The sequence below is a fragment of the Dyella sp. 333MFSha genome (genome assembly GCF_900102405.1).
GTDB lineage: Bacteria > Pseudomonadota > Gammaproteobacteria > Xanthomonadales > Rhodanobacteraceae > Luteibacter > Luteibacter mycovicinus.
The window spans coordinates 1,036,240-1,057,303 of the sequence record NZ_FNBR01000002.1 but is presented as its reverse complement, the minus strand read 5'-3'; the positions used below and the strand labels follow the sequence as shown (position 1 = coordinate 1,057,303).

General features: G+C 65.4%; 14 protein-coding genes. 9 read left to right on the top strand and 5 right to left on the bottom strand.

Annotated elements, in window-relative coordinates; all coding sequences use genetic code 11:
* Window positions 1-89: 89 nt before the first annotated feature.
* A complete protein-coding gene (locus BLT40_RS12025) occupies window positions 90-983 on the bottom strand; it encodes a LysR family transcriptional regulator (protein WP_036109091.1) in 894 nt (297 codons plus the stop codon).
* Window positions 984-1,085: 102 nt separating this feature from the next.
* Here BLT40_RS12025 and BLT40_RS12020 point away from each other — a divergent pair, with 102 nt between their 5' ends.
* Window positions 1,086-1,595: an SRPBCC family protein gene (locus BLT40_RS12020; protein ID WP_090353375.1), complete on the top strand. Its 510-nt coding sequence runs from the start codon at window positions 1,086-1,088 to the stop codon at window positions 1,593-1,595.
* Window positions 1,596-1,599: 4 nt separating this feature from the next.
* On the opposite strand, the gene BLT40_RS12015 is transcribed toward BLT40_RS12020, so the two are convergent.
* Window positions 1,600-2,256 (bottom strand): GntR family transcriptional regulator, encoded by a 657-nt coding sequence (locus BLT40_RS12015; RefSeq protein ID WP_090353373.1) that lies wholly within the window; start codon window positions 2,254-2,256, stop codon window positions 1,600-1,602.
* 165 nt (window positions 2,257-2,421) lie between these two features.
* On the opposite strand from BLT40_RS12015, the gene BLT40_RS12010 reads away from it, so the two are divergent.
* From BLT40_RS12010 to arsC, 6 genes are all read left to right on the top strand, one after another.
* The gene (locus BLT40_RS12010; RefSeq protein WP_090353371.1) at window positions 2,422-3,387 is read left to right on the top strand and encodes a C-terminal binding protein; all 966 of its coding nucleotides are present in this window, start codon (window positions 2,422-2,424) and stop codon (window positions 3,385-3,387) included.
* 34 nt (window positions 3,388-3,421) lie between these two features.
* Window positions 3,422-4,072 carry an RraA family protein gene (locus tag BLT40_RS12005; protein WP_090353368.1) on the top strand — a complete coding sequence of 217 codons (651 nt, stop codon included), beginning with the start codon at window positions 3,422-3,424 and terminating at the stop codon, window positions 4,070-4,072.
* On the top strand, window positions 4,059-4,997 hold the full coding sequence (locus tag BLT40_RS12000; protein WP_090353365.1) for a sugar kinase: 939 nt from the start codon (window positions 4,059-4,061) through the stop codon (window positions 4,995-4,997). Before BLT40_RS12005 ends, BLT40_RS12000 begins: the two co-directional genes overlap by 14 nt.
* Window positions 4,998-5,052: 55 nt before the next feature.
* Window positions 5,053-6,336, top strand: coding sequence for an MFS transporter (locus BLT40_RS11995; protein ID WP_218124550.1), 1,284 nt, complete (start codon window positions 5,053-5,055; stop codon window positions 6,334-6,336).
* 186 nt (window positions 6,337-6,522) lie between these two features.
* On the top strand, window positions 6,523-7,167 hold the full coding sequence (locus tag BLT40_RS11990) for an SDR family oxidoreductase (RefSeq protein WP_090353360.1): 645 nt from the start codon (window positions 6,523-6,525) through the stop codon (window positions 7,165-7,167).
* A gap of 51 nt (window positions 7,168-7,218) precedes the next feature.
* Complete coding sequence (gene arsC / locus BLT40_RS11985; protein WP_090353358.1) at window positions 7,219-7,614, top strand: arsenate reductase (glutaredoxin); 396 nt, start codon at window positions 7,219-7,221, stop codon at window positions 7,612-7,614.
* On the opposite strand, the gene BLT40_RS11980 is transcribed toward arsC, so the two are convergent.
* Complete coding sequence (locus BLT40_RS11980) at window positions 7,604-8,851, bottom strand: flavin monoamine oxidase family protein (RefSeq protein ID WP_090353356.1); 1,248 nt, start codon at window positions 8,849-8,851, stop codon at window positions 7,604-7,606. The two genes, arsC and BLT40_RS11980, sit on opposite strands and share 11 nt — an antisense overlap.
* A gap of 95 nt (window positions 8,852-8,946) precedes the next feature.
* Entirely contained in the window at window positions 8,947-9,339 is a 393-nt protein-coding gene (locus BLT40_RS11975; RefSeq protein ID WP_090353353.1) for a RidA family protein, read from the bottom strand.
* Between the two features lie 118 nt (window positions 9,340-9,457).
* Here BLT40_RS11975 and BLT40_RS11970 point away from each other — a divergent pair, with 118 nt between their 5' ends.
* Window positions 9,458-10,375 (top strand): LysR family transcriptional regulator, encoded by a 918-nt coding sequence (locus tag BLT40_RS11970; RefSeq protein ID WP_090353351.1) that lies wholly within the window; start codon window positions 9,458-9,460, stop codon window positions 10,373-10,375.
* Here the strand turns inward: BLT40_RS11970 and BLT40_RS11965 are convergent.
* Window positions 10,372-11,085 (bottom strand): pirin family protein, encoded by a 714-nt coding sequence (locus BLT40_RS11965; RefSeq protein ID WP_090353349.1) that lies wholly within the window; start codon window positions 11,083-11,085, stop codon window positions 10,372-10,374. The two genes, BLT40_RS11970 and BLT40_RS11965, sit on opposite strands and share 4 nt — an antisense overlap.
* Before the next feature lie 609 nt (window positions 11,086-11,694).
* On the opposite strand from BLT40_RS11965, the gene BLT40_RS11960 reads away from it, so the two are divergent.
* Complete coding sequence (locus BLT40_RS11960; protein ID WP_090353343.1) at window positions 11,695-20,940, top strand: autotransporter-associated beta strand repeat-containing protein; 9,246 nt, start codon at window positions 11,695-11,697, stop codon at window positions 20,938-20,940.
* Window positions 20,941-21,064 lie beyond the last annotated feature (124 nt).

Here is a 21,064-nt window from a genome sequence, read left to right as displayed (position 1 = left end):
GCAGCGGCACGGCTGTGGCGACCGTAAAGGCGCCAGTCAACTGATATCTTAGATATGTTCGACGGAGCCACAAGTCGCACTGCAACAATTCACAGTGAGAACAGCCGCTCTCTCGCCCATCGGTGTGCCGGCGAACGATGAGTCCGCTCGTGCCACGCCGCCGTCTTGGTGAATCCGGGAATGGGTAAGGGTGGGTCACGAACCACCAGTCCTGGCGCGCGTCGGGCCAGCCGCTCGGGAATGACGGCAATCAGGTCGCTGGCTTCGAGAATCTCCGGTAGCACGAGGAAGCTGGTCACCGACAGACTCACACGCCGCGTGCGGCCAACCCCGGCCAGGGCGTCATCGGTGACGCCGCGGAAGCTACCTCCGCCATAGGACACCAGTGCGTGCTCCAGTGCGCAGAATCGATCGAGCGACAGGGTGGCTTCCGCGGCATCGGGATGACCGCGGCGCATGACGCAGACATAGCGTTCGTCGAACAGCGGCCTGGCATGCAGCCCCGGCGACGTCTCGGACGGGGTGATCAGAGCCAGATCGAGGTCGCCCCGCTCCAGTTGGGCATGGACGGGCTGATTCTGCACGGGCAACACGGCAACCCGTGCCCCGGGGGCCTCTCGTCGCAGTACCGCAAGCAATGGGACCACCACAGCCTGCAAGGCGTAGTCGGTGGCGGCGATCGTCATGCTCCACTCCGCCGTCGTCGGATCGAACGCCACGGGTCGCAACAGCGAGTCGATATCGCCCAGCACCTGTTTGACCGGACCGGCCAGTTCCATGGCGCGTGCCGTCGGCAGCATCCCGCGCTGGGTTCGCACCAGCAGTGGATCGGAGAAGCTGTCCCGCAGACGCTGCAGCAGGCCGCTTACAGCAGGCTGCGTCAGCGAAAGACGTGCCGCGGCTCGGGTGACGCTGCGCTCATCGAGCAACGCATCCAGCGCTTTGAGCAGGTTGAGATCCAGGTTCCTGATATCGGTCTTCATGATGATACAAATCAGGCATATCGATTGGCGTTATGACAGGGTAATCCGCATTCTCTTACTCGTCCACGGGCGTCCCGCCCGTCACTTTCGGAGAGAACAGCCATGAACGAGATCATCTGGCCGGCGGACTACCTGCCCGGCACCACCGCCAACTTCGCCTCCAACGAGGAGATCGTCGCTGGCGTGGACCTCGCCGCTGCCTGGGCCGCCCTGGTCGACACCTCGGCATGGCCCGCCTATTACGAAAACGCGTCAGACATCCGTTTCCACGACGGGAGCGGTCCCGTGCTGTCGGCCGGTGCCCGATTTCGCTTCACCACCTTCGGTTTTCCGGTGGAAGCGGAAGTGACCGAGTTCATCGCACCGGCGGCCGGTCAGCCGGGGCGCGTCGCCTGGCATGGTTGGGTCGAGGGTGATGCGGAGTCCCGTCTCGACGTGCATCACGCCTGGCTGCTGGAGACGCTCGATGGTGGCCGCTTACGCGTGCTGACCCAAGAAACCCAGACGGGCAAGCCCGCCGAAGCCCTTGCGACCACCCGGCCCAATCCGATGATCAACGGTCACCAGGCCTGGCTGGATGGTTTGCTGGCTACGGCACGCCGGGCGATCTGAGAGATCAGGTCGACACCGGCTGAGCGTGGATCGCGTTGACATAGGACTGTTCGGTGCTGCGGATATGGTCGCGTAGCGTGTCGCAGGCGCCGGACACGTCGCCTGCCGCCGCAAGGGCCGCGATGCGTGTATGCGTGTCGTGGCAGGCGTCGACGCCGTTGTCTTCAGGCAAGCGGGCGCGCAGCGCCTGGATCTTGTCGGCAACGAGCTGATATGACGAAGCCAGATAAGCGTTCCGCGAGCCGGCGATGATCGCGCCGTGGAAAACGGCGTCTTCGGCATGCTTCCCGCCGAGCGCCGTGCCCTGGGCAAGGGTGTCACGCAGGACGCGGGCAAGGTCGGCCGCATCGATCCGGATGGCCTCGGCCAGCGCCGCCGTCTCAACGATCTCGCGGAAGCGGCAGATCTCGCGGACCTGATCTTCGGCGGGATCGAAGACGAACGTACCTTTCTGGGGCAGGATCTCGACCAGGCCTTCGGACTTGAGCTGCAGCAGGGCCTCGCGAACGGGCGTCTTGCTTACCCCGAAACGAAGCGCGAGTGCGCTCTCCGAAAGCTGCGCGCCAAAACCCAGCTCGCCACCGGTGATGGCGTTGCGGATGCTTTCCTTGGCGATGGACGTCAGGGATTGCGGGCGCGCGAGCTTGGTTCCGATCGTCATGAGTCTCCACTCCAGACGGGCATCTTAGGACGCGCCTCCGCGACGCGGCAAGGACGGGGGTCAGGGATGCCTTTTATGTTGCAGTGCAACTTGAGAGATGCTTTCCTTGGTATCTAAGATATCAGTTCGGTGGCAACACGACCACCGGCCGTTCCAAGGAATCCCATGTCCGAGCAGAAGCAGGTCGTCATCATCGACGATGGTTATGAAACGTACGACGTCGAAACCTCGATCCTCGCCGCGGTCGGCGCGACGGTTCAGGTCACTCCCTGTCACGGCGACGCAGGCAAGGTCATAGCCGCCACGGCGCAGGCCGATGCCGTGCTGGTTCGCGAGTCGCCGGTCAACGCCGCCGTTATCGATGCCATGCAACGCTGCAAGGTGATCGTTCGATACGGCATCGGTGTCGACAACATCGATCAGAAAGCCGCTGCCGCGAAGCACATCCATGTCGCCAACGTGCCCGACTATGGCGTGGAAGAAGTCAGCGATCATGCGCTGGCGCTGCTGCTCACGATCGCGCGTCGTACGAATACCCGTGACGTGGCGGTGCGCCAGGGCGCGTGGAACGTATCGCGTGCCGAGCCGATGTACCGGATGCAGGGCAGCACGCTCGGCCTGATCGGGTACGGCCGTATCGCTCGCGCGCTCGAGCGGAAGATGCGCGCCATCGGCGCGACCCGCGTACTGGTATACGACCCGTGGGTGAAACCCGGGCAGTATCCCGATATCGAACTGACCGATGTCGACACGCTCTGTGCCGAAGCCGACTACGTCTCGCTGCATTGTCCGCTCACCGAGCAGAATCACCACATTGTCGACGCGAAGCGCATCGCCGCGATGAAGCCGCACGCCATCGTCGTGAACACCGCACGCGGCGGGCTCATCGATGAAGACGCGCTGGCCGAAGCACTCGCCGGACGGCGCCTCCTTGGCGCGGGCATCGACGTGTTCGAGAAAGAGCCGCTGCGCGCGGACCATCCACTCAAGCAGTGCGCCAACGCCGTCCTGACCGATCACACCGCGTGGTATTCCGAGCAATCGGTGGCCGAGCTGCAGCGCAAGGCGGCTGAAGAAGCGGCCCGCGTGCTCAGCGGCCAGGCACCGCTGAACTGGCTCAACCGCTGGTAAGCCCCTTTTCCTATCGATCCATCCAGGAGCAAGCATGGAACTCAACGCACTCATCCAGGGCTTCCACGCCGTCGCCACCGCCTCCGTCGCCGATGCCGTCGACACGGTCTGCGGCAAGCGCGGTTACATGGACCAGCAGATCAAGCCGCGCATCAACGACAAGAAGATCGTCGGCCCGGCTGTGACCATTGCCGAAGGCCCGACCGACGAGAAGCTGCCTCCGCAGCACGCCCTCGACGCGATCGACGAATCGGAAGCGGGCAGCGTCATCGTCATCAGCATTCAGGCGGAAGAGAACGTCGCGGTCTGGGGTGGTCTGATGACCGCCGGCGCCTTGGCCAACGGCCACGTCGGCGCCGTGCTCGACGGCGGCGTCCGTGATCTCACGGAGATCCGACGCGACTACGACTTCCCCGTCTACGCGCGCTCCGTCTCGCCGGGAACCACCGTAGGCCGCTATCGCACGCTGGCTTCCAACGTTACCGTCGAGATGGCTGGCGTCACGGTCAACCCGGGCGACATCATCGTGGCCGACATTGACGGCGTGATCGTCGTTCCTCGGGCGCAGGCTGCCGAAGTGCTGGCGCTTTCACAGGAAATCGATGCGCGCGAACTCGAGCAGGCGAAGCTGATCATCGCCGAGAAGTCGCTGCGGAAGGGGTTGGCGAAGTATGGCCGCATCTGACACCGCACCGCTGGTGCTCGCTATCGGCGAGCCTCTGCTGGAGTTCAACCAGGTACCTGGCGAGCCCGAGCGCTACCTGCGTGGGTTCGGTGGCGACACCTCGAACTTCGCGATCGCCGCCTCGCGCCAGGGTGCGCGCGTCGGCTACGTCACGCGAGTAGGCGACGACGATTTCGGTCGCAGCCTTACGGCGCTGTGGAACGATGAGGGTGTGGACACGGCGGGCGTCGCGATCGATCGCAGCGCCACGACCGGCATCTACTTCGTCACGCATCACGACGGCGGCCACGAGTTCACCTACTTCCGCAAAGGCTCGGCGGCGAGCAAGCTCGCACCCGAGAACCTGCCTTACGATCTGCTCGACCGCGCAAAATACGTGCACCTGTCGGGCATCACGCAGGCCATCAGTGTCGAAGCCTGCGATGCTGTCTTCGCCGCGATCGCGCACCTGCGTGGACGGGGCAAGGTCATCACCTACGATCCCAACCTCCGTGTCCGCCTGTGGCCGGTCTCGAGAGCGCGGGCGATCGTCGAAGCGACTCTCGCGGATGTGGATTACTTCCTGCCCAGCCTGGAGGACGCGACTTCGCTTACGGGCCTGGAACGTGCGGACGATGTCGCCTCGTACTACCTCGACAAGGGCGCGCGTCACGTCATCCTCAAAATGGGTGCCGACGGCGTGCTGATCGCCGATGCGAAGGGGCGTCAGCGTGTGGCCGGACACGTCGTGGACGCGCGTGACACCACCGGAGCGGGCGACTGCTTCGACGGCAGCTTCGTCGCGCGTATCGCCGCCGGCGACAGCGTGGCGACCGCGGTCGCCTACGCGAACGCGTCCGCGGCGCTATCCACGCAGGGCTACGGCGCGGTTGGGCCTATTCCCCGTCCCGAACAGGTGCGCGCTCTGATGCATCCGGCCGCCTGACGCACCACGTCAACCCACAGGCTCCGCGTCCATGTGCGGAGTCGGAGCCCACGCAGTGAATACTCCGTCCGAACTCGAACGCAGGGTGGTGAAGAAGGCCATGTGGCGCCTGATTCCCTTCCTCGTGGTGCTCTATATCGCCGCCTTCATCGACCGCGTGAACGTCGGCTTCGCCGCGCTTACGATGAACCACGATCTGGGCATCGATCCGTATACCTACGGATGGGCCGCGGGGATTTTCTTTCTGGGTTACTTCGTACTCGAAGTGCCGAGCAACCTGATGCTGGTGAAGTTCGGGGCGCGCACGTGGCTCGCACGCATCATGGTGAGCTGGGGGCTGATTTCCGCGGCGTGCGCTTTCGCCCAGGGCGCGACCAGCTTCATGGTCCTGCGCTTCATTCTCGGGGCTGCCGAAGCGGGTTTCTTTCCGGGAATCATTTTCTTCCTGACGTTCTGGTTTCCCGCACGCTATCGAGCACGCGTCGTCGCATTGTTCATGCTGGCGAATCCGGTAGCCAGCGGCGTCGGTTCGATCCTGTCCGGTCTCGTTCTGAAGATGGACGGCATGGCGGGGCTCGCTGGATGGCAGTGGCTCTTCATCATCGAGGGCATGCCATCGGTGGTACTTGGCGTGGTCACGTACTTCAAGCTCGTCGAAGGGCCGTCGACGGCGAAGTGGCTCGCGCCCGAAGAGCGCGAATGGCTCGAGAATGAACTGAACACCGAGGCGGCGGAGCGAGAGAAGCGGCACAAGCCACGCATACTGTCGGTACTGACGGATCCGCGCATGATTGCCTTCGGCCTCATCTACCTGCTGATCGTCACCGTCAACAACGGACTGGTGCTATGGCAGCCGCAGATTCTGTCTAGCTATGGCATGAGCGAGACGACGGTGACGTTGCTCAATGCGCTGCCGTTCTGGATCGGTGCGGTCGCCATGGTGTTCTGGGGACGCATGGCCGACAAGACGCGTCGTTATCGTGCATTTCTTGCCGGGGCATGCCTGATCACCTGCTCCGGACTGGTGATCGCCGCGCTGGGGCACGGCCAGCCTGTGGTTTTTGGCGGACTGGTGATCGCCGCGATTGGCGGTTACTGCGTATTGCCCGTGTTCTGGACCCAGCCGGGTGCTTACCTGACGGGCGCGGCGGCGGCAGCGGGCATCGCCTTCGTCAACTCCGTCGGTAACCTGGGCGGATTTGCCGGGCCTTACGTCCTGGGTTATTTGCGCAGTGTGTCGCCTGGCTTCGTCGGCGGGCTCGTGTTTCTCGCGGGCTGCGCCGTGGCGGCAGCGTTGCTCGGCCTGATCACCGTACCGCGGAATCAGCATACGAGCTGACGACAGGTGCCGAGCCGCGAAAAATGACCGACCTCGTGATCGGCGAGGTTGCAGGCAAGGTGAGGCGCGTACGAGGCCCGTGTCCGGGGGGGCACTGACTTCGACGAGCCGGCGGATGCGTAACGACCACAGAAATCCAACATGTGGTTGGTTATGTTCGGGACACACCAGGCACGGAGCTCAGCAATGTCCCGAATTGTCATCATCGGCGGTCACGGTAAGGTCGCGCTCGAGCTGATTCCTCGTCTCGTGGCCGCCAATCACGAGGTCCGGGCGATTATCCGCAATCCTGCGCATGGGCCGGATGTGTCGAAGGCAGGCGCTGAGCCGTCGGTCTTCGATATCGAACACGCCGACGCGGAAGCGATCGCCGGGATGCTCCGCGGCTTTGACGCGGTGGTTTGGTCCGCAGGCGCGGGCGGCGGCAATCCGGGTCGAACCTATGCGGTCGACCGCGATGCCGCGATCCGAACCATCGACGCCGCCTCCCTGGCCGATGTCGCCCGGTTCGTCATGGTGTCGTATATCGGCGCGGGATCGGACGATGTTGACCCGGAGAACGGTTTCTACGCGTACGCGACGGCGAAGGCGGCCGCGGACGAGCATCTGCGGGACAGCCCGCTGCAGTGGACGATCCTGGGCCCCGGCGCGCTCACACTCGATGCCGCCTCTGAAAACATCACGGTCGTCGAGCCCACGTATGATGGCGACAATGCGACTTCGCGAGCCAATGTCGCCGCCGTGATCGAACGAGCGCTTCACAGCGACACATCGGTACGGAAGACGATCCGCTTCATCGACGGCGATACGCCGGTGACTGAGCTCGTCTGACAGGTAAGATCGCATGCCTCGACGCTTCGCGATCTTCTCCAGGGCCTGACCATGCGTGCAACCATCTATCACAATCCCCGTTGCGGGACGTCCCGCAACACGCTCGCGATTCTACGGCACGCCGGTATCGAACCGACCGTCATCGAATATCTTACGGCGCCACCCGACGAAGCAACCCTGCTGCGCCTGCTCTCCGATGCGGGTCTGACCCCTCGTCAGGCGATACGCGAAAAAGGTACCCCGTTCGATGAGCTTGGGCTGGGAGGCGCGTCGATAAGCGATGAGGCGCTGATCGCGGCGATGCTCGCGCATCCCATCCTGATCAACCGCCCCTTCGTCGTGACGGATATCGGCACGCGCCTCTGTCGCCCGTCCGAAACCGTGCTGCAGATCATTCCCCCATTAGACACGCCCTTCGTGAAAGAGGACGGCGAAATCATCGGCTAGCAACGGCAATCGCGGCGATCGCTTCCTCCGCCGCGCGGATGCCACTCGCATACGCACCATGCGCGGTGGAAAACGCGCTCTCATGCGTCGCCTCACCCGCGAAGAAGATGCGGTTCTCGAAGGGAGCCGCGAGCGTGCGCCGTGCGGAAGAGTATCTCGGCAAGGCATGGCTATAAGCGCCGCCGACGCGCGCGTCGTGGCGCCACTGCGATGTCGTCAGGAAGCGCAGGCCGCACCGGGCTTTCGCACCGAATAAGCCCGTGAGTTCCTTCATGATGTGTTCGTAAGCCGCTACGGGCCCACCGTCGGCGAGAAGTTTCGCGCTGACGCCACCGAGAAAACATTCGATCATGGGGCGACCAAGCGGGCGAATGTGATACGCCACGGTCGCCTCATCGTACGGGTTCCCGATGGCGTGAAGCTCCTTCGGAAAAGTCGCTTCATCCACGATACGTAGAAATAGCTTCTCGTCGTAGCCCAGCGGAAGCCGACCTGCCGCCTCGCGCCACGGCTCAAGTTCGTCGGGAAGCTGCATCGTCCCACCAGCCAGCACGTTGGACGATACGGTCAGGATCACCGTTCTCGCATGCAATTCGCCGCGAGGTGTCGCCAGCATCACGCCGCCTTTCGGCGATAGGATCAGTCGCTCGAGCGGCGTAACGAGCATGCACACGGTTTCAGGGGGAAGGTGGGAAGCGATGAGCGTCCCATAGCCCCTCAACGGCCGCCAGTTCTCCTCTGTGGCGACCGCCTCGTAGTTGGCGTAATCCTGGATCGACAAGTGCTCCAGCGCCGTCCCGTTGATGAACCCACTCAACGCCTGAAGGTAAGGGTTCCATCGATCCCCCGGTACGAGATGGTCTGCCGCGATATCGCGCGGCAAAGGCCTCGTAAGCATCCGGTCGTGCCAGCGGTCATAGGCCTCGCCCGCCGCCGCTTGCTCGTCGATTGAGAATCCAGGACGCGGAACGGAGCGTCCCCAGGGCGGGTTACGCCGGTCGATCTCAAAGCCGGTTTGCTCGGCGATCCGCGTCCACGGGTTGCGGTCGGCCGAGTGCAGCCAGCCACAGCCCAGATCAAGAGCCATGCCGTCGAGTTCGACGGTCCAGGCCCGCCCGCCGATGCGTGACGATGCCTCCAGCAGTATCGTGTTCAGGCCTGACCCGGCGAGCCGGCCAGCGGCGGCGATACCCGCAGCCCCGGCTCCGACGATGGCGACATCGAACGTTGTATTCAAAGCACATGATCCGTGTCGACGGTAAGACCGCCCATGGATCTCTTGATACCTCAAACGGCATCGCTATGTTGCGAACGTGATCTGTCCCGATCCATTCAGGCGGGAATCTTTGCAATGACCTTGATCTCGAACTGAAACCCGTACAGCCAGGTCACCCCTACGCACGTGATGTTCGGATAAGGCGCCTCGCCCCAGAACTCCGGAACGATCTTCCACATCGCCTCGAAGTGTTTCTCGGGATCGACGATGAAGACGGTTACATCGACCACATCGTCGAACGTGCAACCGGCGGCGCTCAGCACGGCGTTGAGGTTCGTGAACGCCAGACGTACCTGCGCGTCGAGATCCGGCTCGGGTGACCCGTCTTCGCGGCTGCCGACCTGACCTGAGACGAACAGGAAGCCATCGGAACGAACGGCGGGGGAATAGCGATTGCGCTCGTAGAGCGCCTGGCGCCCAGGCGGAAAAACGACGTCGCGCTTGCTCATAAAAGTCTCCAGTGGTGTGAAACCAATCTATGGACCCCTGGCGTGTTGATAAACGACCAAGTCCACCCATCACTGTTTGTAGAATCCAAACAATCTCGACAGCCGGGTGGGGCAGGGTATGGACCGTTTCGATGCGATGCAGGCCTTCGTCCGTGTGGTGGAGACGCGTAGTTTCACCAGGGCCGCCGACACGCTGCACATGAGCAAGACCACGGTGACCCAGCTTATCCAGCAGCTGGAGTCGCGTCTGAGGGTCCGGTTGCTCAACCGGACCACCCGCAAGGTCAATGTGACGGCGGATGGCGCGGCGTACTACGAGCGGGCCATCCGGCTGTTGGCCGACCTGGACGACGCCGAGACGAGCCTGTCGAGCGCGGCAGCCGCACCGCGCGGTCGGTTGCGCGTGGATGTACCCAGCCCGTTCGCGCGCATGATCCTGGTCCCCGCGCTTCCGGCCTTCCACGCCATGTATCCGGACATCCAGATCGACATGGGCGTGAGCGACCGCGTGATCGATATCATCGGCGAGAACGTGGATTGTGTCGTGCGTGGAGGCACCATCACCGACGAATCGCTGGTGGCGCGCCATATCGGCGATCTGCGCCTCGGCGCGTACGCGGCACCGACGTACCTGAGGCGCGAAGGCGAACCCGCTCATCCGCGGACGCTGGAGGATAGCCGCCACAGGGTGGTCGGCTTCCTATGGTGGCGTTCCGGTAAGACTTATCCGTACGTCATGCATCGCGACGGAGTCACGATCACCGTCCAGGGCCGCTATGACTATGCCTTCGACGACGGCAACGCGTATCTCGCCGCCGGCCTGGCGGGGCTTGGGGTGATCTGGCTCCCGGAATACATGGCGAAACCCGCGCTGAGCGATGGCACGCTGATCTCCCTCTTCCAGGAGTGGCGATTCGATCCGATGCCAATGTACGTGGCGTATCCTCCGAACCGCCACGTCAGCGCCAAGCTGCGCGTCTTCATCGACTGGGTCGCGCAGCTCACGGAGAGCCACGCGCCCGTCCTGAATCCTTAACGAGGCGGTTCCAGTTCCGCCATATCGAACAGCAGTACTTCGCTGTCCACACCATCGGAGAGCACCACGCGCGATTCATCCGTGATCTTCGCCGCATCGCCGGCGGACAGCGGATGCCCGTTCACGTGTACCGTCCCACGCACCACGTGTACGTAGATCAGGCGCTCGAAGTCGACGTTGTGGCGGGCGGTTTCGTCGGGACCGAACAATCCCGCATAGATCCGCACATCCTGATGCACCGTCACCGACCCGTGCTCACCACTCTGACTGGCGACGAGACGAAGCTTGCCGCGCTTCTCGTCATCCGGGAAGAACGTCTGCTCGTAGCCCGGTTTGAGGTTCAGCTGGTTCGGAATGATCCAGATCTGCAGAAAGTGCGTGACCGTCTGGGCATGGTTCTCTTCGGAATGCGTGACGCCATGACCGGCGCTCATCCGCTGCACTTCGCCCGGCCGGATGACGACAGCGTTGCCCATCGAATCCTTATGGGCCAGCTCGCCTTCGAGCACGTAGCTGATGATTTCCATATCGCGGTGCGAATGCGTGCCGAAGCCGGCACCGGCCGCGACCCGGTCTTCATTGATGACGCGCAGCGGACCGAAGTGCACATGGTCTTCGTCGCGGTAGTCGGCGAACGAGAAGCTATGGTGGGAATCGAGCCAGCCGTGATTGGCGTGGCCGCGCTCGGACGCGTGGCGGATGACGAACATGGGATGCTCCCTGGAGAAGAGGCCCACGGTACAGCGCGCCCTGTCCGCTGGCTTGGAGAATCGACATGCATCGTGCGGTTTCTGCCGTCGGCGGACGGGGCGGAACGACGATAAAACGCTTCGCTTGCCGCTAATGCCTATGCACATTCGGCGCGCGAAGAAAATGATGGGCGAAATCGCAAGTGATATTCGGCAACGGTGCATTCGCGGTCCACGCGTCAAGAGATCGCCGCAGGGCCGTCGAGACGTTTGTTAAATCGCCACGATGAAATACGGAAATGGCGTGAACACTGAGATTCCTTAAGTATCTCTACCTGGTTTCTGACGACATCAGGTCGTCTTTTCATGCCGTATTTGTAGATGTGCACGAATTCCGCGAGCGACGTTTTCGCTTTCTGGAACGGTCGCGGAAATGCATCGCCAGATTTGTGCATAGACCCCTCACGACCCTCGCTTAGGCTTGCGCCGAATACCAAGGGCCTGATTCCGTCAGGCTCATCGGCGTCACCAATCAGACGTCTATTTGCGGCACGGATTTTCCGGCGTCGCGGCTGAAGTGCGGCCGATATTTCCCGGTCAGGGAACACGCCGTGCGGACCGGGGAGCGTTATGAGCAAGCGTCACATGGGAAACATCCGCCGCACGTCGCTGAGCAGGGGTATCTACCTCACCTTTGCCTCGACCCTGTTCGGTCTCGTCAGCCAGCAGGCCATCGCCGACTGTGCACCCATCGCTCCGGCCAACGGCTCGACCATCACCTGTTCCGGCGGAACGCTGGTCGGCAACCCTTTCAGCACGAACGCGAACAACCTCACCGTTAACGTCACGAGCGACGGGCGCATCGCATCGGCACTCGGCCTCGGTACGGCGATGACTTTGTCGGGTAACAACGTCACCCTCAATAACTCGGGAAGCATCGACCCCTCGCTGCTGGGTCTTCTGACATTGCTGTCGGAAGGCACGGTCGTCGGTAATGCGAACGCGAGCAACCACGTCATCACGAACAACGCGGGCGCCAGCCTGTACGGCACCATCGGCCTGGCGTCGGTCACGATCGGCGATCTCGGTGGCGTGGCGCTCGACATCCGCAATGGCGCGGGTGGCACGACGACGCTTACCAACAACGGCTTTATCGGTGGCAAGCCCCTCGTCGGCGTGGCGGTGCTTGCCGCCGACGCGCCAGCGATCGTGGCGTCCGGCCTGGGCAACACCGTCATGACCAACGGTGCGACGGGCACGGTGCAGGGCCGCATCAGTCTGCATGGCACCAGCAACTCCCTGACCAACAATGGCACCATCACCGGCAGCGTCTACATGGGCCAGGGCAACGACACCTTCGTTGCCGATACGGGGTCCGTCGTCAGCAGCACGGGTACGGGCGTGGCCGCATCCATCGGCGATCTGCTTGGCGTGGGTGTGCTCAACTTCGCCGCCGCCGGCATCGTCGATGGCGGCACGGGCACGGACACGCTGACGCTGAAGAGCGCGGCGGGTAACGGCACCAGCAGCGCTTCGGCGGCGCAGTACATCAACTTCGAAAATCTGGCGATCAGCAGCGGCACCTGGAACCTCTCCGGCCGCCTGGCCAACGCAACCACCATGACGGGCGGTACGGCGATCCTCGCCGATCCCGCCAATCTGGGCGACAGCGCGAACGTCTCGGGCGGCACTATCCAGGCCGCGACGAACGGGCTCGGCGTTACCACGGCATTCAATATTCAGGCCGGTACGGGCCTTATCGTCGCCGGTACGAACAATCTCGGTCTGAGCGGTGCCGTGTCGGGCTCGGGTCCTCTGACGAAGACGGGCACAGGCGCCCTGACGCTGGCGGCCGGCAACACGTGGACAGGCGGTACCACGCTCGCCGCGGGCAGTCTGCTGCTTTCGGGTAACGGTGCGCTGGGTACCGGCGCGGTCAACGTGACGGGCGCCGCCACGACGATCACCGCCCTGAATGCGACCACGCTTTCGAGCGGCAACGCTATCGCGGTAGACGCCGGCAACACGCTCACCATCAACGGAACGCAGAACCTGACCCTCAACGGCGCCCTTTCCGGCGCGGGCAACGTAACCAAGGCGGGCACGGGTGTGCTCACGCTCGGTGCCGTCAATACACTCTCTGGCACGTTCTCGATCACTGGCGGCTCGCTCGCCGTCGGTGCGGGCGGCATGTTGATGCCGACGCAGGTGATCACGCTGTCGCCGGGCGGCACGCTCGATCTCTCCGCGGGTGCCAGCCAGACGATCGGCTCGCTGGCCGGCCTCGGTGGCACCGTCAACCTCGGCGCGACGACGCTCACGACCGGCGGGCTCAACACCAGCACGAGTTACGCGGGCCTGATCACCGGCACCGGCGGCATCGTCAAGGTCGGCACCGGCGTGCAGACGCTTTCCGGCGCGAACACCTTCAACGGTGGTGTCGCGCTCAATGGCGGTGGCCTGCTGCTCGGCAACAACGGCGCGCTTGGTACCGGCGCGCTTGGCGTCGGCGCGAACGTCACGCTCGACGGCACGGCACCGCTCGCGCTGGCCAACAACTTGAACCTCGGTACGGGCGGCACGCTCAACCTGCTCGGCGGGCAGCCGCTTGCTTTCGGCGGCGTCATCGCCGGCACCGGCAACGTGGTGAAGACCGGCGCGTCATCGCTCACGTTGACTGGGGCGAACACGTTCAGCGGCGGCCTCACCGTCAATGGTGGCGCGTTGTTGCTCGGCAACGACAGCGCACTCGGCACGGGCGCGCTCAACGTCGCGGCATCGACCACGATCGATGGCAACAACGTTGCGCTGACTCTCGCCAACGGGGTGAATCTGGCATCCGGTGCCGCGTTGAACGTGCTCGGCGGCCAGCCGCTGACCTTCAACGGTCCGATCACCGGCGCGGGGAGCCTGATCAAGAGCGGCGCGTCCACGACGCTGACGCTCGGCGGTGCGAACACCTTCACCGGCGGCCTCAACATCGGCGCGGGCACCGTGGCGCTTGGTGCCGGTGCCTCGCTCGCCGCGACGGGCGCGGTGAATCTGAGCGGAACCGGCGCGAGCTTCGACATCGCGGCGGCAGGCAACCAGACGATCGGCGCGCTGTCGGGTGTGCCCGGCACCACGATTTCGCTGGGTGGCAACGCGCTGACCTTCGGCGACGCGACCAACCAGACTTACGCCGGCGTCATCGGCGGTACGGGTTCGCTGGTCAAGGCGGGCGCAGGTATCCAGACACTCAGCGGCGCGAACACCTTCACCGGTGGCGTGAGCCTCAATGCCGGTGGCCTGCTGCTCGGCAACAGCGGCGCGCTGGGCACGGGTGACCTCACGGTCAACGGTGCCAGCACGCTCGACGGTACGGCGGCGCTGAACCTTGGCAACAACGTCAATCTGGCGGGTGGATCGCTCGTCCTGCCCGGTGCGCAGAATCTCGTGCTGGGCGGTGTCGTCACGGGTGCCGGCGGTCTGATCAAGAACGGCGGGTCACAGCTGACCCTCAACGGCGCGAACACCTTTACCGGTGGCGTGAACCTCAATGCCGGCAGCCTGCTGCTGGGTAACGCGGGCGCACTCGGCACCGGTGCGCTCAACGTCGGCGGCACCGGGTCGCTCGACAGCACGACGGCGCTCAACCTCGGCAATGCCGTGAACCTCGGTGCGGGCACCGCGCTCACACTCGTCGGCAGCCAGGCGGTCACGCTCAACGGTGCGGTGGCCGGTGCGGGCAGCCTGATCAAGAACGGGGCGTCGGTGCTCACGCTGAATGGTGCGAATACCTTCAGCGGCGGACTGACCGTGAATACGGGCGGTCTCGTGCTCGGCAACAGTGGTGCCATCGGTACGGGCGCGCTGAACATCGGCGGCGCGGTGTCGCTGGATAACAGCGCCGCGATCAGCCTCGGTAATGCGGTCAACCTCGGTGCGGGCAGCGCACTCAGCGTTCTCGGCACCCAGGATCTCGCTCTGGGCGGCACGGTGTCAGGCACGGCAAGCCTGACCAAGAATGGGACATCGGTGCTCACTCTGGGTGGTGCCAATACCTTCAACGGCGGTGTGAACCTCAACGGTGGCGGGCTGCTGCTCGGTAACAGCGGTGCGCTCGGTACCGGCGCGCTGAACGTGGGTGCCGATGCGTCGCTTGATGCGAGTGCGCCGATCAACGTGGTCAACAACGTCGGCCTCGCCGCCGGTGCGAACCTGAGCGTGCAGGGTAGCCAGGCACTCACGCTGGCTGGCGCATTGTCGGGCGCGGGCGCCCTGACCAAGAACGGCGCCGCGACGCTGACGCTGTCCGGCGCAAACACGTACACCGGCGGTACGACGATCAACGCGGGCACACTCGCGCTCGGCGCAGGTGGCAGCCTCGCCGCGACCGGTGGCGTCACGCTGGCCAATTCGGGAGCCGGCTTCGACATCTCAGGCGCGGGCAATCAGACCATCGGCGCGCTGTCCGGCACGGCCGGCACGACGATCGCGCTCGGCGGTAACGCACTTACCTTCGGTAACGGGACCGACCAGATCTTCAACGGCTCGCTCACCGGTAACGGCGCACTGATCAAGGCGGGCGCGGGCGTGCAGACGCTCGGCGGTGCCAGCACCTTCGGCGGCGGCCTGACCGTCAACGCCGGTGGCCTGATCGTCGGAAACGATGCGGCGCTCGGCAGCGGCACGCTGACCATCGGCGGCGCGACCACGCTCGATGCGAGCGGCCCGGTCGCCCTGGCCAATGCGATCGCGCTCAACGCCGACCTCACCGTGCTCGGCAGCAACGCACTCACCCTCAACGGCAACATCGCGGGCACCGGCGGCCTGACCAAGGACGGCGCGGCACTCCTGACGTTGAACGGCAGCAACACGTACACCGGCGGCACCAACATTAACGCCGGTACGCTGGCGCTCGGTGCGGGCGCCAGCCTGGCGAGCACCGGCATCGTCAATCTGGCGACGGGCGCCACGTTCGATCTCTCGGCAGGCAACGGCACGCAGACGTTCGGCACGCTCACCGGCGGCGGTACCGTCAATCTCGGTGCGAACTCGCTGACCGTCGGGGGCCCGACCAACGGTGTCTTCGCCGGCTCGATCGCGGGTACCGGCGGTCTGATCAAGGAAGGCACCGGTACCGAAACCCTGACCGGTACCAACACGTTCACCGGGGGCACGCTGATCAACGCCGGCACGCTGGCGATCGGCGCAGGCGGCAGCCTGGCTGCGACCGGTGCGGTGAATCTCGCGGCGCCGGGTACGGGATTCGACATGTCGGCGGGCGGTAACCAGGCCATCGGTCTGCTCAACGGCGTCGCGGGCAGCACGGTGACGCTGGGTGGCAATGCGCTCACCCTGGGTGGTGTCGGCAACAGCGTGTACGACGGTCTCATCGCGGGCACCGGCAGCGTCATCAAGAACGGTGCGGGCATCCAGGCGCTCGGCGGCGCGAGCACCTTCAGTGGCGGCGTCGCGCTCAATGCGGGAGGCCTGGTGCTGGGTAACGACGATGCGCTCGGCACCGGGGCCCTGTCGGTCGGCGGCAATGCGTCGCTCGACACGACGGCGGCGCTCAATGTCGGCAACAGCATCACCCTCGCTTCCGGCGTGAACCTCGATCTGCTGAGCAGCAACGCGCTGACGCTGAGCGGTGCGGTGTCGGGTGCGGGCGGCATCATCAAGGACGGCGCCTCGACGCTGATCCTGACGGGCGCAAACACCTTCACCGGCGGCACGACGATCAACTCGGGCACGCTGGCCATCGGCGCCGGTGGCAGCCTTGCGTCGACCGGTGCGGTGAATCTGGCTGGCACGGGTACGTTCGACATCTCGGCGGGCGGCAGCCAGTCGATCGGTTCGCTCACCGGCGTCGCGGGCAGCGCGGTGTCGCTCGGCGGCAACGCGCTGGCGCTCGGCGGTGCGACGGATGCGACCTTCAACGGCAGCATCGGTGGCAGTGGCGGCCTGGTGAAGAACGGCGCGGGCGTGCAGACGCTCAACGGTGCGAGCGCGTTCACCGGCGGCGTGATGCTCAACGCGGGCGGCCTGGTCGTCGGCAACGAAACCGCGCTGGGCACGGGGGCGCTGACCGTGGGCGGTGCATCGACCCTCGATGCGTCGGTCGCCACCACGCTCGCAAACGACGTGATCCTCAACGCCGGGCTCGTGGTGCTGGGCACTAACGACCTCACGCTCAACGGTGCCATCTCGGGTGCCGGCGGCCTGACCAAGGACGGCGCGGCGACGCTCACGCTCAACGGCACGAACACATACTCGGGCGGCACCTTCATCAACGCCGGCACGCTGGCGCTGGGTGCGGGTGCGAGCCTGCTGAGCAGCGGCACGGTGAATCTCGCCACCGGCGCCACGTTCGATCTCTCGGCCGGCAACGGCACGCAGAGCTTCGGCACGCTGGTCGGCGACGGTACCGTCAACCTCGGCGGCAACTCGCTGGTGGTCGGCGGCCCCACGGACGGCACCTTCAGCGGCAGCATCGGCGGCACCGGTGGGCTGATCAAGGAAGGCACCGGCATCGAAACGCTGACGGGTACGAACACGTATACCGGCGGTACCACGATCAATGCGGGGATCCTCGCCATCGGCGCGGGTGGCAGCCTGTCGCCCACGGGCGCCGTGACGCTCACGGCGGCAGGTACCGGCTTCGATATCGCGACCGGCGGCAATCAGGCGATCGGCGTACTCAACGGCGTCGCCGGCAGCGCCGTCACGCTCGGCGGCAACACGCTGACACTCAACGGCGTCGGCAACGGCACCTACGACGGCGTCATCTCGGGCGCGGGCGCCCTGATCAAGGACGGCCCGGGGTCGCAGACGCTGGCCGGTGCGAATACCTTCAGCGGCGGTGTCACCCTCAACGCGGGCGGTCTCGTGGTCGGCGACAACGCCGCCCTCGGCACGGGCGTGCTGACGGTGGCCGGTGCGGGAACACTGGATGCCAGCGCGCCGGTCACGCTGGCGAACGACATCGCACTCAACGCCGGCCTGACCGTGCCCGGCAGCAACGACCTGACGCTTGGCGGCGCGATATCGGGTGCGGGGAGCCTGACCAAGAACGGCGCCGCGACGCTGACGCTTACGGGCGCCAGTAGCTACACCGGAGGCACGACGATCAACGGAGGCACGCTGGCGATCGGCGCCGGTGGCAGCCTGTCTCCCACCGGCGCGGTGACTCTGGCCGGTACCGGCACGTTCGACATCTCGGCGGGCGGCGACCAGACGATCGCTTCCCTCGACGCGGTGGCGGGCAGCACGGTCGGTCTCGGTGGCAACCTGCTTACGCTCGCCGGTGCTGCGGACTCGCTCGTCAATGGCACGGTCAACGGTACGGGCGGGCTGGTGAAAGACGGCACGGGCACGCTCACCCTCAGCGCCGCCAACACCTTCAGTGGCGGCGTGACCCTCAACGCCGGTGGCCTGAGCGTCGGCAACGACGCGGCGCTGGGCACGGGCGCGCTGACCGTCAACGGCGCGACCACGCTGGATGCGACGGCAGCCACCACGCTGGCGAACGACCTCGCACTCAACGCCGCACTGACCCTGCCGGGCAGCAACAAACTGACGCTCAACGGTGCGATCTCCGGCGCCGGTAGCCTGATCAAGCACGGCGTGATCCGTCTGGCCGTGAACGGCAACAACAGCTACACCGGCGGCACCACGGTCGACGGCGGCACGCTCGTCGTCGGCAGCGACACCGCGCTGGGTACGGGCGGTCTCGACATCGACGGCGCCGCTCTTGAAGCGAGTACCGCGGTAACGCTCGGCAACGACGTCACGGTCGGTGGAAACGGCGTGACCGTGCAGGGTCCCGCCGACCTCACCTTGAACGGCACGCTCAGCGGCACCGGCGGCCTCGACAAGGAGGGCACCGGTACCCTCAATCTTGGCGGATCGCTGGCCGGTTTCACCGGTGGTCTGACGGTCAATGGCGGCATCCTCAATGCCAGCAACCCGTACACCGGTGGCGTCGCCGTCGGCTCGGACGGCACGGCCAGTCTCGACGGTACCGGCAACGTCGTCACGGTGACCGGCCCGATCGCCGGCACCGTCAACCTGGGTGGCAACAGCACGATCGATATCTCCTACGGCCAGCTGCCGGGTGTCACGGGTACGGTCAACGGGACGGGGCCGGGTAGTACGGTCAACATCACGGGTAGCGGCGAGGCCAGCTTGCCGGGCGGCTCGATCACCCACATCGACAACCTCAACATCGGTGCCGGCACGCTCACGATCGCCAGCGGTACGACCGCGACCTTCCCGGGTGGCACCACGGTCGGCGGCAACATCGTAGTCAGTGGCACGCTGGGCGGACCGGCGACCGTGACCCCCGGCGGCGGCATCGTCGGTGGCGGTACGGTGACGGGCCCCGTGGTGGTCGATGGCACGATCGCGCCGAGCGGCATTCCGGGTGCGACCGGCGCGGCTGGCGGCACCGGGACGCCGGGTACCGTGCTCACGACGGGCGACCTGACGCTTGGCAATGGTTCCACCACGCAGATCCGCACGGGCACCGGCAATACGAGCGACACCATCAACGTCAATGGCGCGGCCACCGTCGGCGGCACGTTGGCGGTCACGCCGACGAGCACCACCTTCAGGCCGGTGAGCCGATTCACGATCCTGCGGACGACCAATGGCATCAACGGCGCTTACGGCAACGTGCCGACCAGTCCCTTCCCGTTCCTCGACACGAATCTGGCGACCGAAGGCAATGACCTCGTCCTGACGTACAGCCAGGCGGGCAGCGGTCTCGGCGCGGGCGGTATCGGCTTCGACCAGTTCCCCGGCCTCAACGCCAATCAGGGCGACATGGCCTCGGTACTGCAGCGCATCGCTGTCTCGGGGGGCGACCCGCTGCCGACCCTGCTGGGCAATGCGCGTGGTCTGACCTCGGAGCAGGTCTACCGCGCCTTCGATTCGCTGACCGGTGAAACGTACGCGTCGGCGGCCAATGCCGAGCTCTCCGGGCAGAGCCAGTATCAGGACACGCTGTTTTATCGTCTCAAGCTGCAGCGTGACACCGGCGAGCCGGGTCCGGCGGTCTGGGCGGAACCGTACACCTCGAGCAGCAGCTTCGACCACAGCGTCGACGTCGCAAAGACCGACTACCGCATCCATGGCGTCATCATCGGCACGGACGCGCCGGTCACGCCGGACCTGCGCCTGGGTGTGCATGCCAACTTCGCCAACTCGCGTACCGAGGCGGATCGTCGCGGCGATTACACCGATGTCGATCAGGCGGCGATCGGCCTGCATGCGCTCTACTTCAACGACAAGCAGTGGTGGGCGGAAGGCCTGGCGTCGTACGGCTGGCAGAATGCGGACAGCTCGCGTCGTATCGCGGTGGGCAGCTTTACGCCGCAGGCGACCGGCAGCTATGACGGCAAGACCGCCAATGCCTCGCTGGAGGGTGGCTACCGCTTCCAGCTCGGCCAGTCCATGCACCTGGAGCCGTTCGTCGGTGCGTACTACGCGAAGGTCAAGTACGACGCCTTCACCGAGAAGAACGCCGGTGACGCTGATCTCCGCGTCGGCAGGACCAGCGCCAGCAGCCTGCAGTACGGCGTCGGCGCCCGCCTCGTCGGCGATGTCGACCTGGGCGTGGAAGGCACGAAGTTGCACCCGATCGTTATGGTCCGCTACCTGCACAACACCCGGGACGATACGACCACCGTGAACAACGCCTTCGCGGACGCACCGGCCGAGACCTTCTCGGTCCAGGGCTCGCAACCGGTACGCAACCACTGGCAGGCCGGCGTGGGCGTGAGCTTCGACATCACGCCGAAGGCCAGCACGTTCGTGTACTACAACGCGGACGTCGCCACGCATCAGCGCAGCGACGCGGTGAACCTGGGCTTCCGCTGGAGCTTCTGACCGAGCCGACCTGACGAGCCGCCACGTCTCGTCAGGTCGTTCGCGGTGTGACCGCCGGTGTCCGCGCGGGAACGTCCGCGGACACGGTCCTTGCCGGCCCAGACCGGGTATCCCTTCGCCCGAA

What these genes read in the sequence shown, in the direction of transcription:
- BLT40_RS11970 (WP_090353351.1), top strand. Translation starts at nt 9,458, where the DNA reads ATGGACCGTTTCGATGCGATGCAGGCCTTCGTCCGTGTGGTGGAGACG.
- BLT40_RS11975 (WP_090353353.1), bottom strand. Translation starts at nt 9,339, where the DNA reads ATGAGCAAGCGCGACGTCGTTTTTCCGCCTGGGCGCCAGGCGCTCTAC.
- BLT40_RS11960 (WP_090353343.1), top strand. Translation starts at nt 11,695, where the DNA reads ATGAGCAAGCGTCACATGGGAAACATCCGCCGCACGTCGCTGAGCAGG.
- BLT40_RS12000 (WP_090353365.1), top strand. Translation starts at nt 4,059, where the DNA reads ATGGCCGCATCTGACACCGCACCGCTGGTGCTCGCTATCGGCGAGCCT.
- BLT40_RS11990 (WP_090353360.1), top strand. Translation starts at nt 6,523, where the DNA reads ATGTCCCGAATTGTCATCATCGGCGGTCACGGTAAGGTCGCGCTCGAG.
- BLT40_RS11965 (WP_090353349.1), bottom strand. Translation starts at nt 11,085, where the DNA reads ATGTTCGTCATCCGCCACGCGTCCGAGCGCGGCCACGCCAATCACGGC.
- BLT40_RS12020 (WP_090353375.1), top strand. Translation starts at nt 1,086, where the DNA reads ATGAACGAGATCATCTGGCCGGCGGACTACCTGCCCGGCACCACCGCC.
- BLT40_RS12015 (WP_090353373.1), bottom strand. Translation starts at nt 2,256, where the DNA reads ATGACGATCGGAACCAAGCTCGCGCGCCCGCAATCCCTGACGTCCATC.
- BLT40_RS12025 (WP_036109091.1), bottom strand. Translation starts at nt 983, where the DNA reads ATGAAGACCGATATCAGGAACCTGGATCTCAACCTGCTCAAAGCGCTG.
- BLT40_RS12010 (WP_090353371.1), top strand. Translation starts at nt 2,422, where the DNA reads ATGTCCGAGCAGAAGCAGGTCGTCATCATCGACGATGGTTATGAAACG.
- BLT40_RS12005 (WP_090353368.1), top strand. Translation starts at nt 3,422, where the DNA reads ATGGAACTCAACGCACTCATCCAGGGCTTCCACGCCGTCGCCACCGCC.
- arsC (WP_090353358.1), top strand. Translation starts at nt 7,219, where the DNA reads ATGCGTGCAACCATCTATCACAATCCCCGTTGCGGGACGTCCCGCAAC.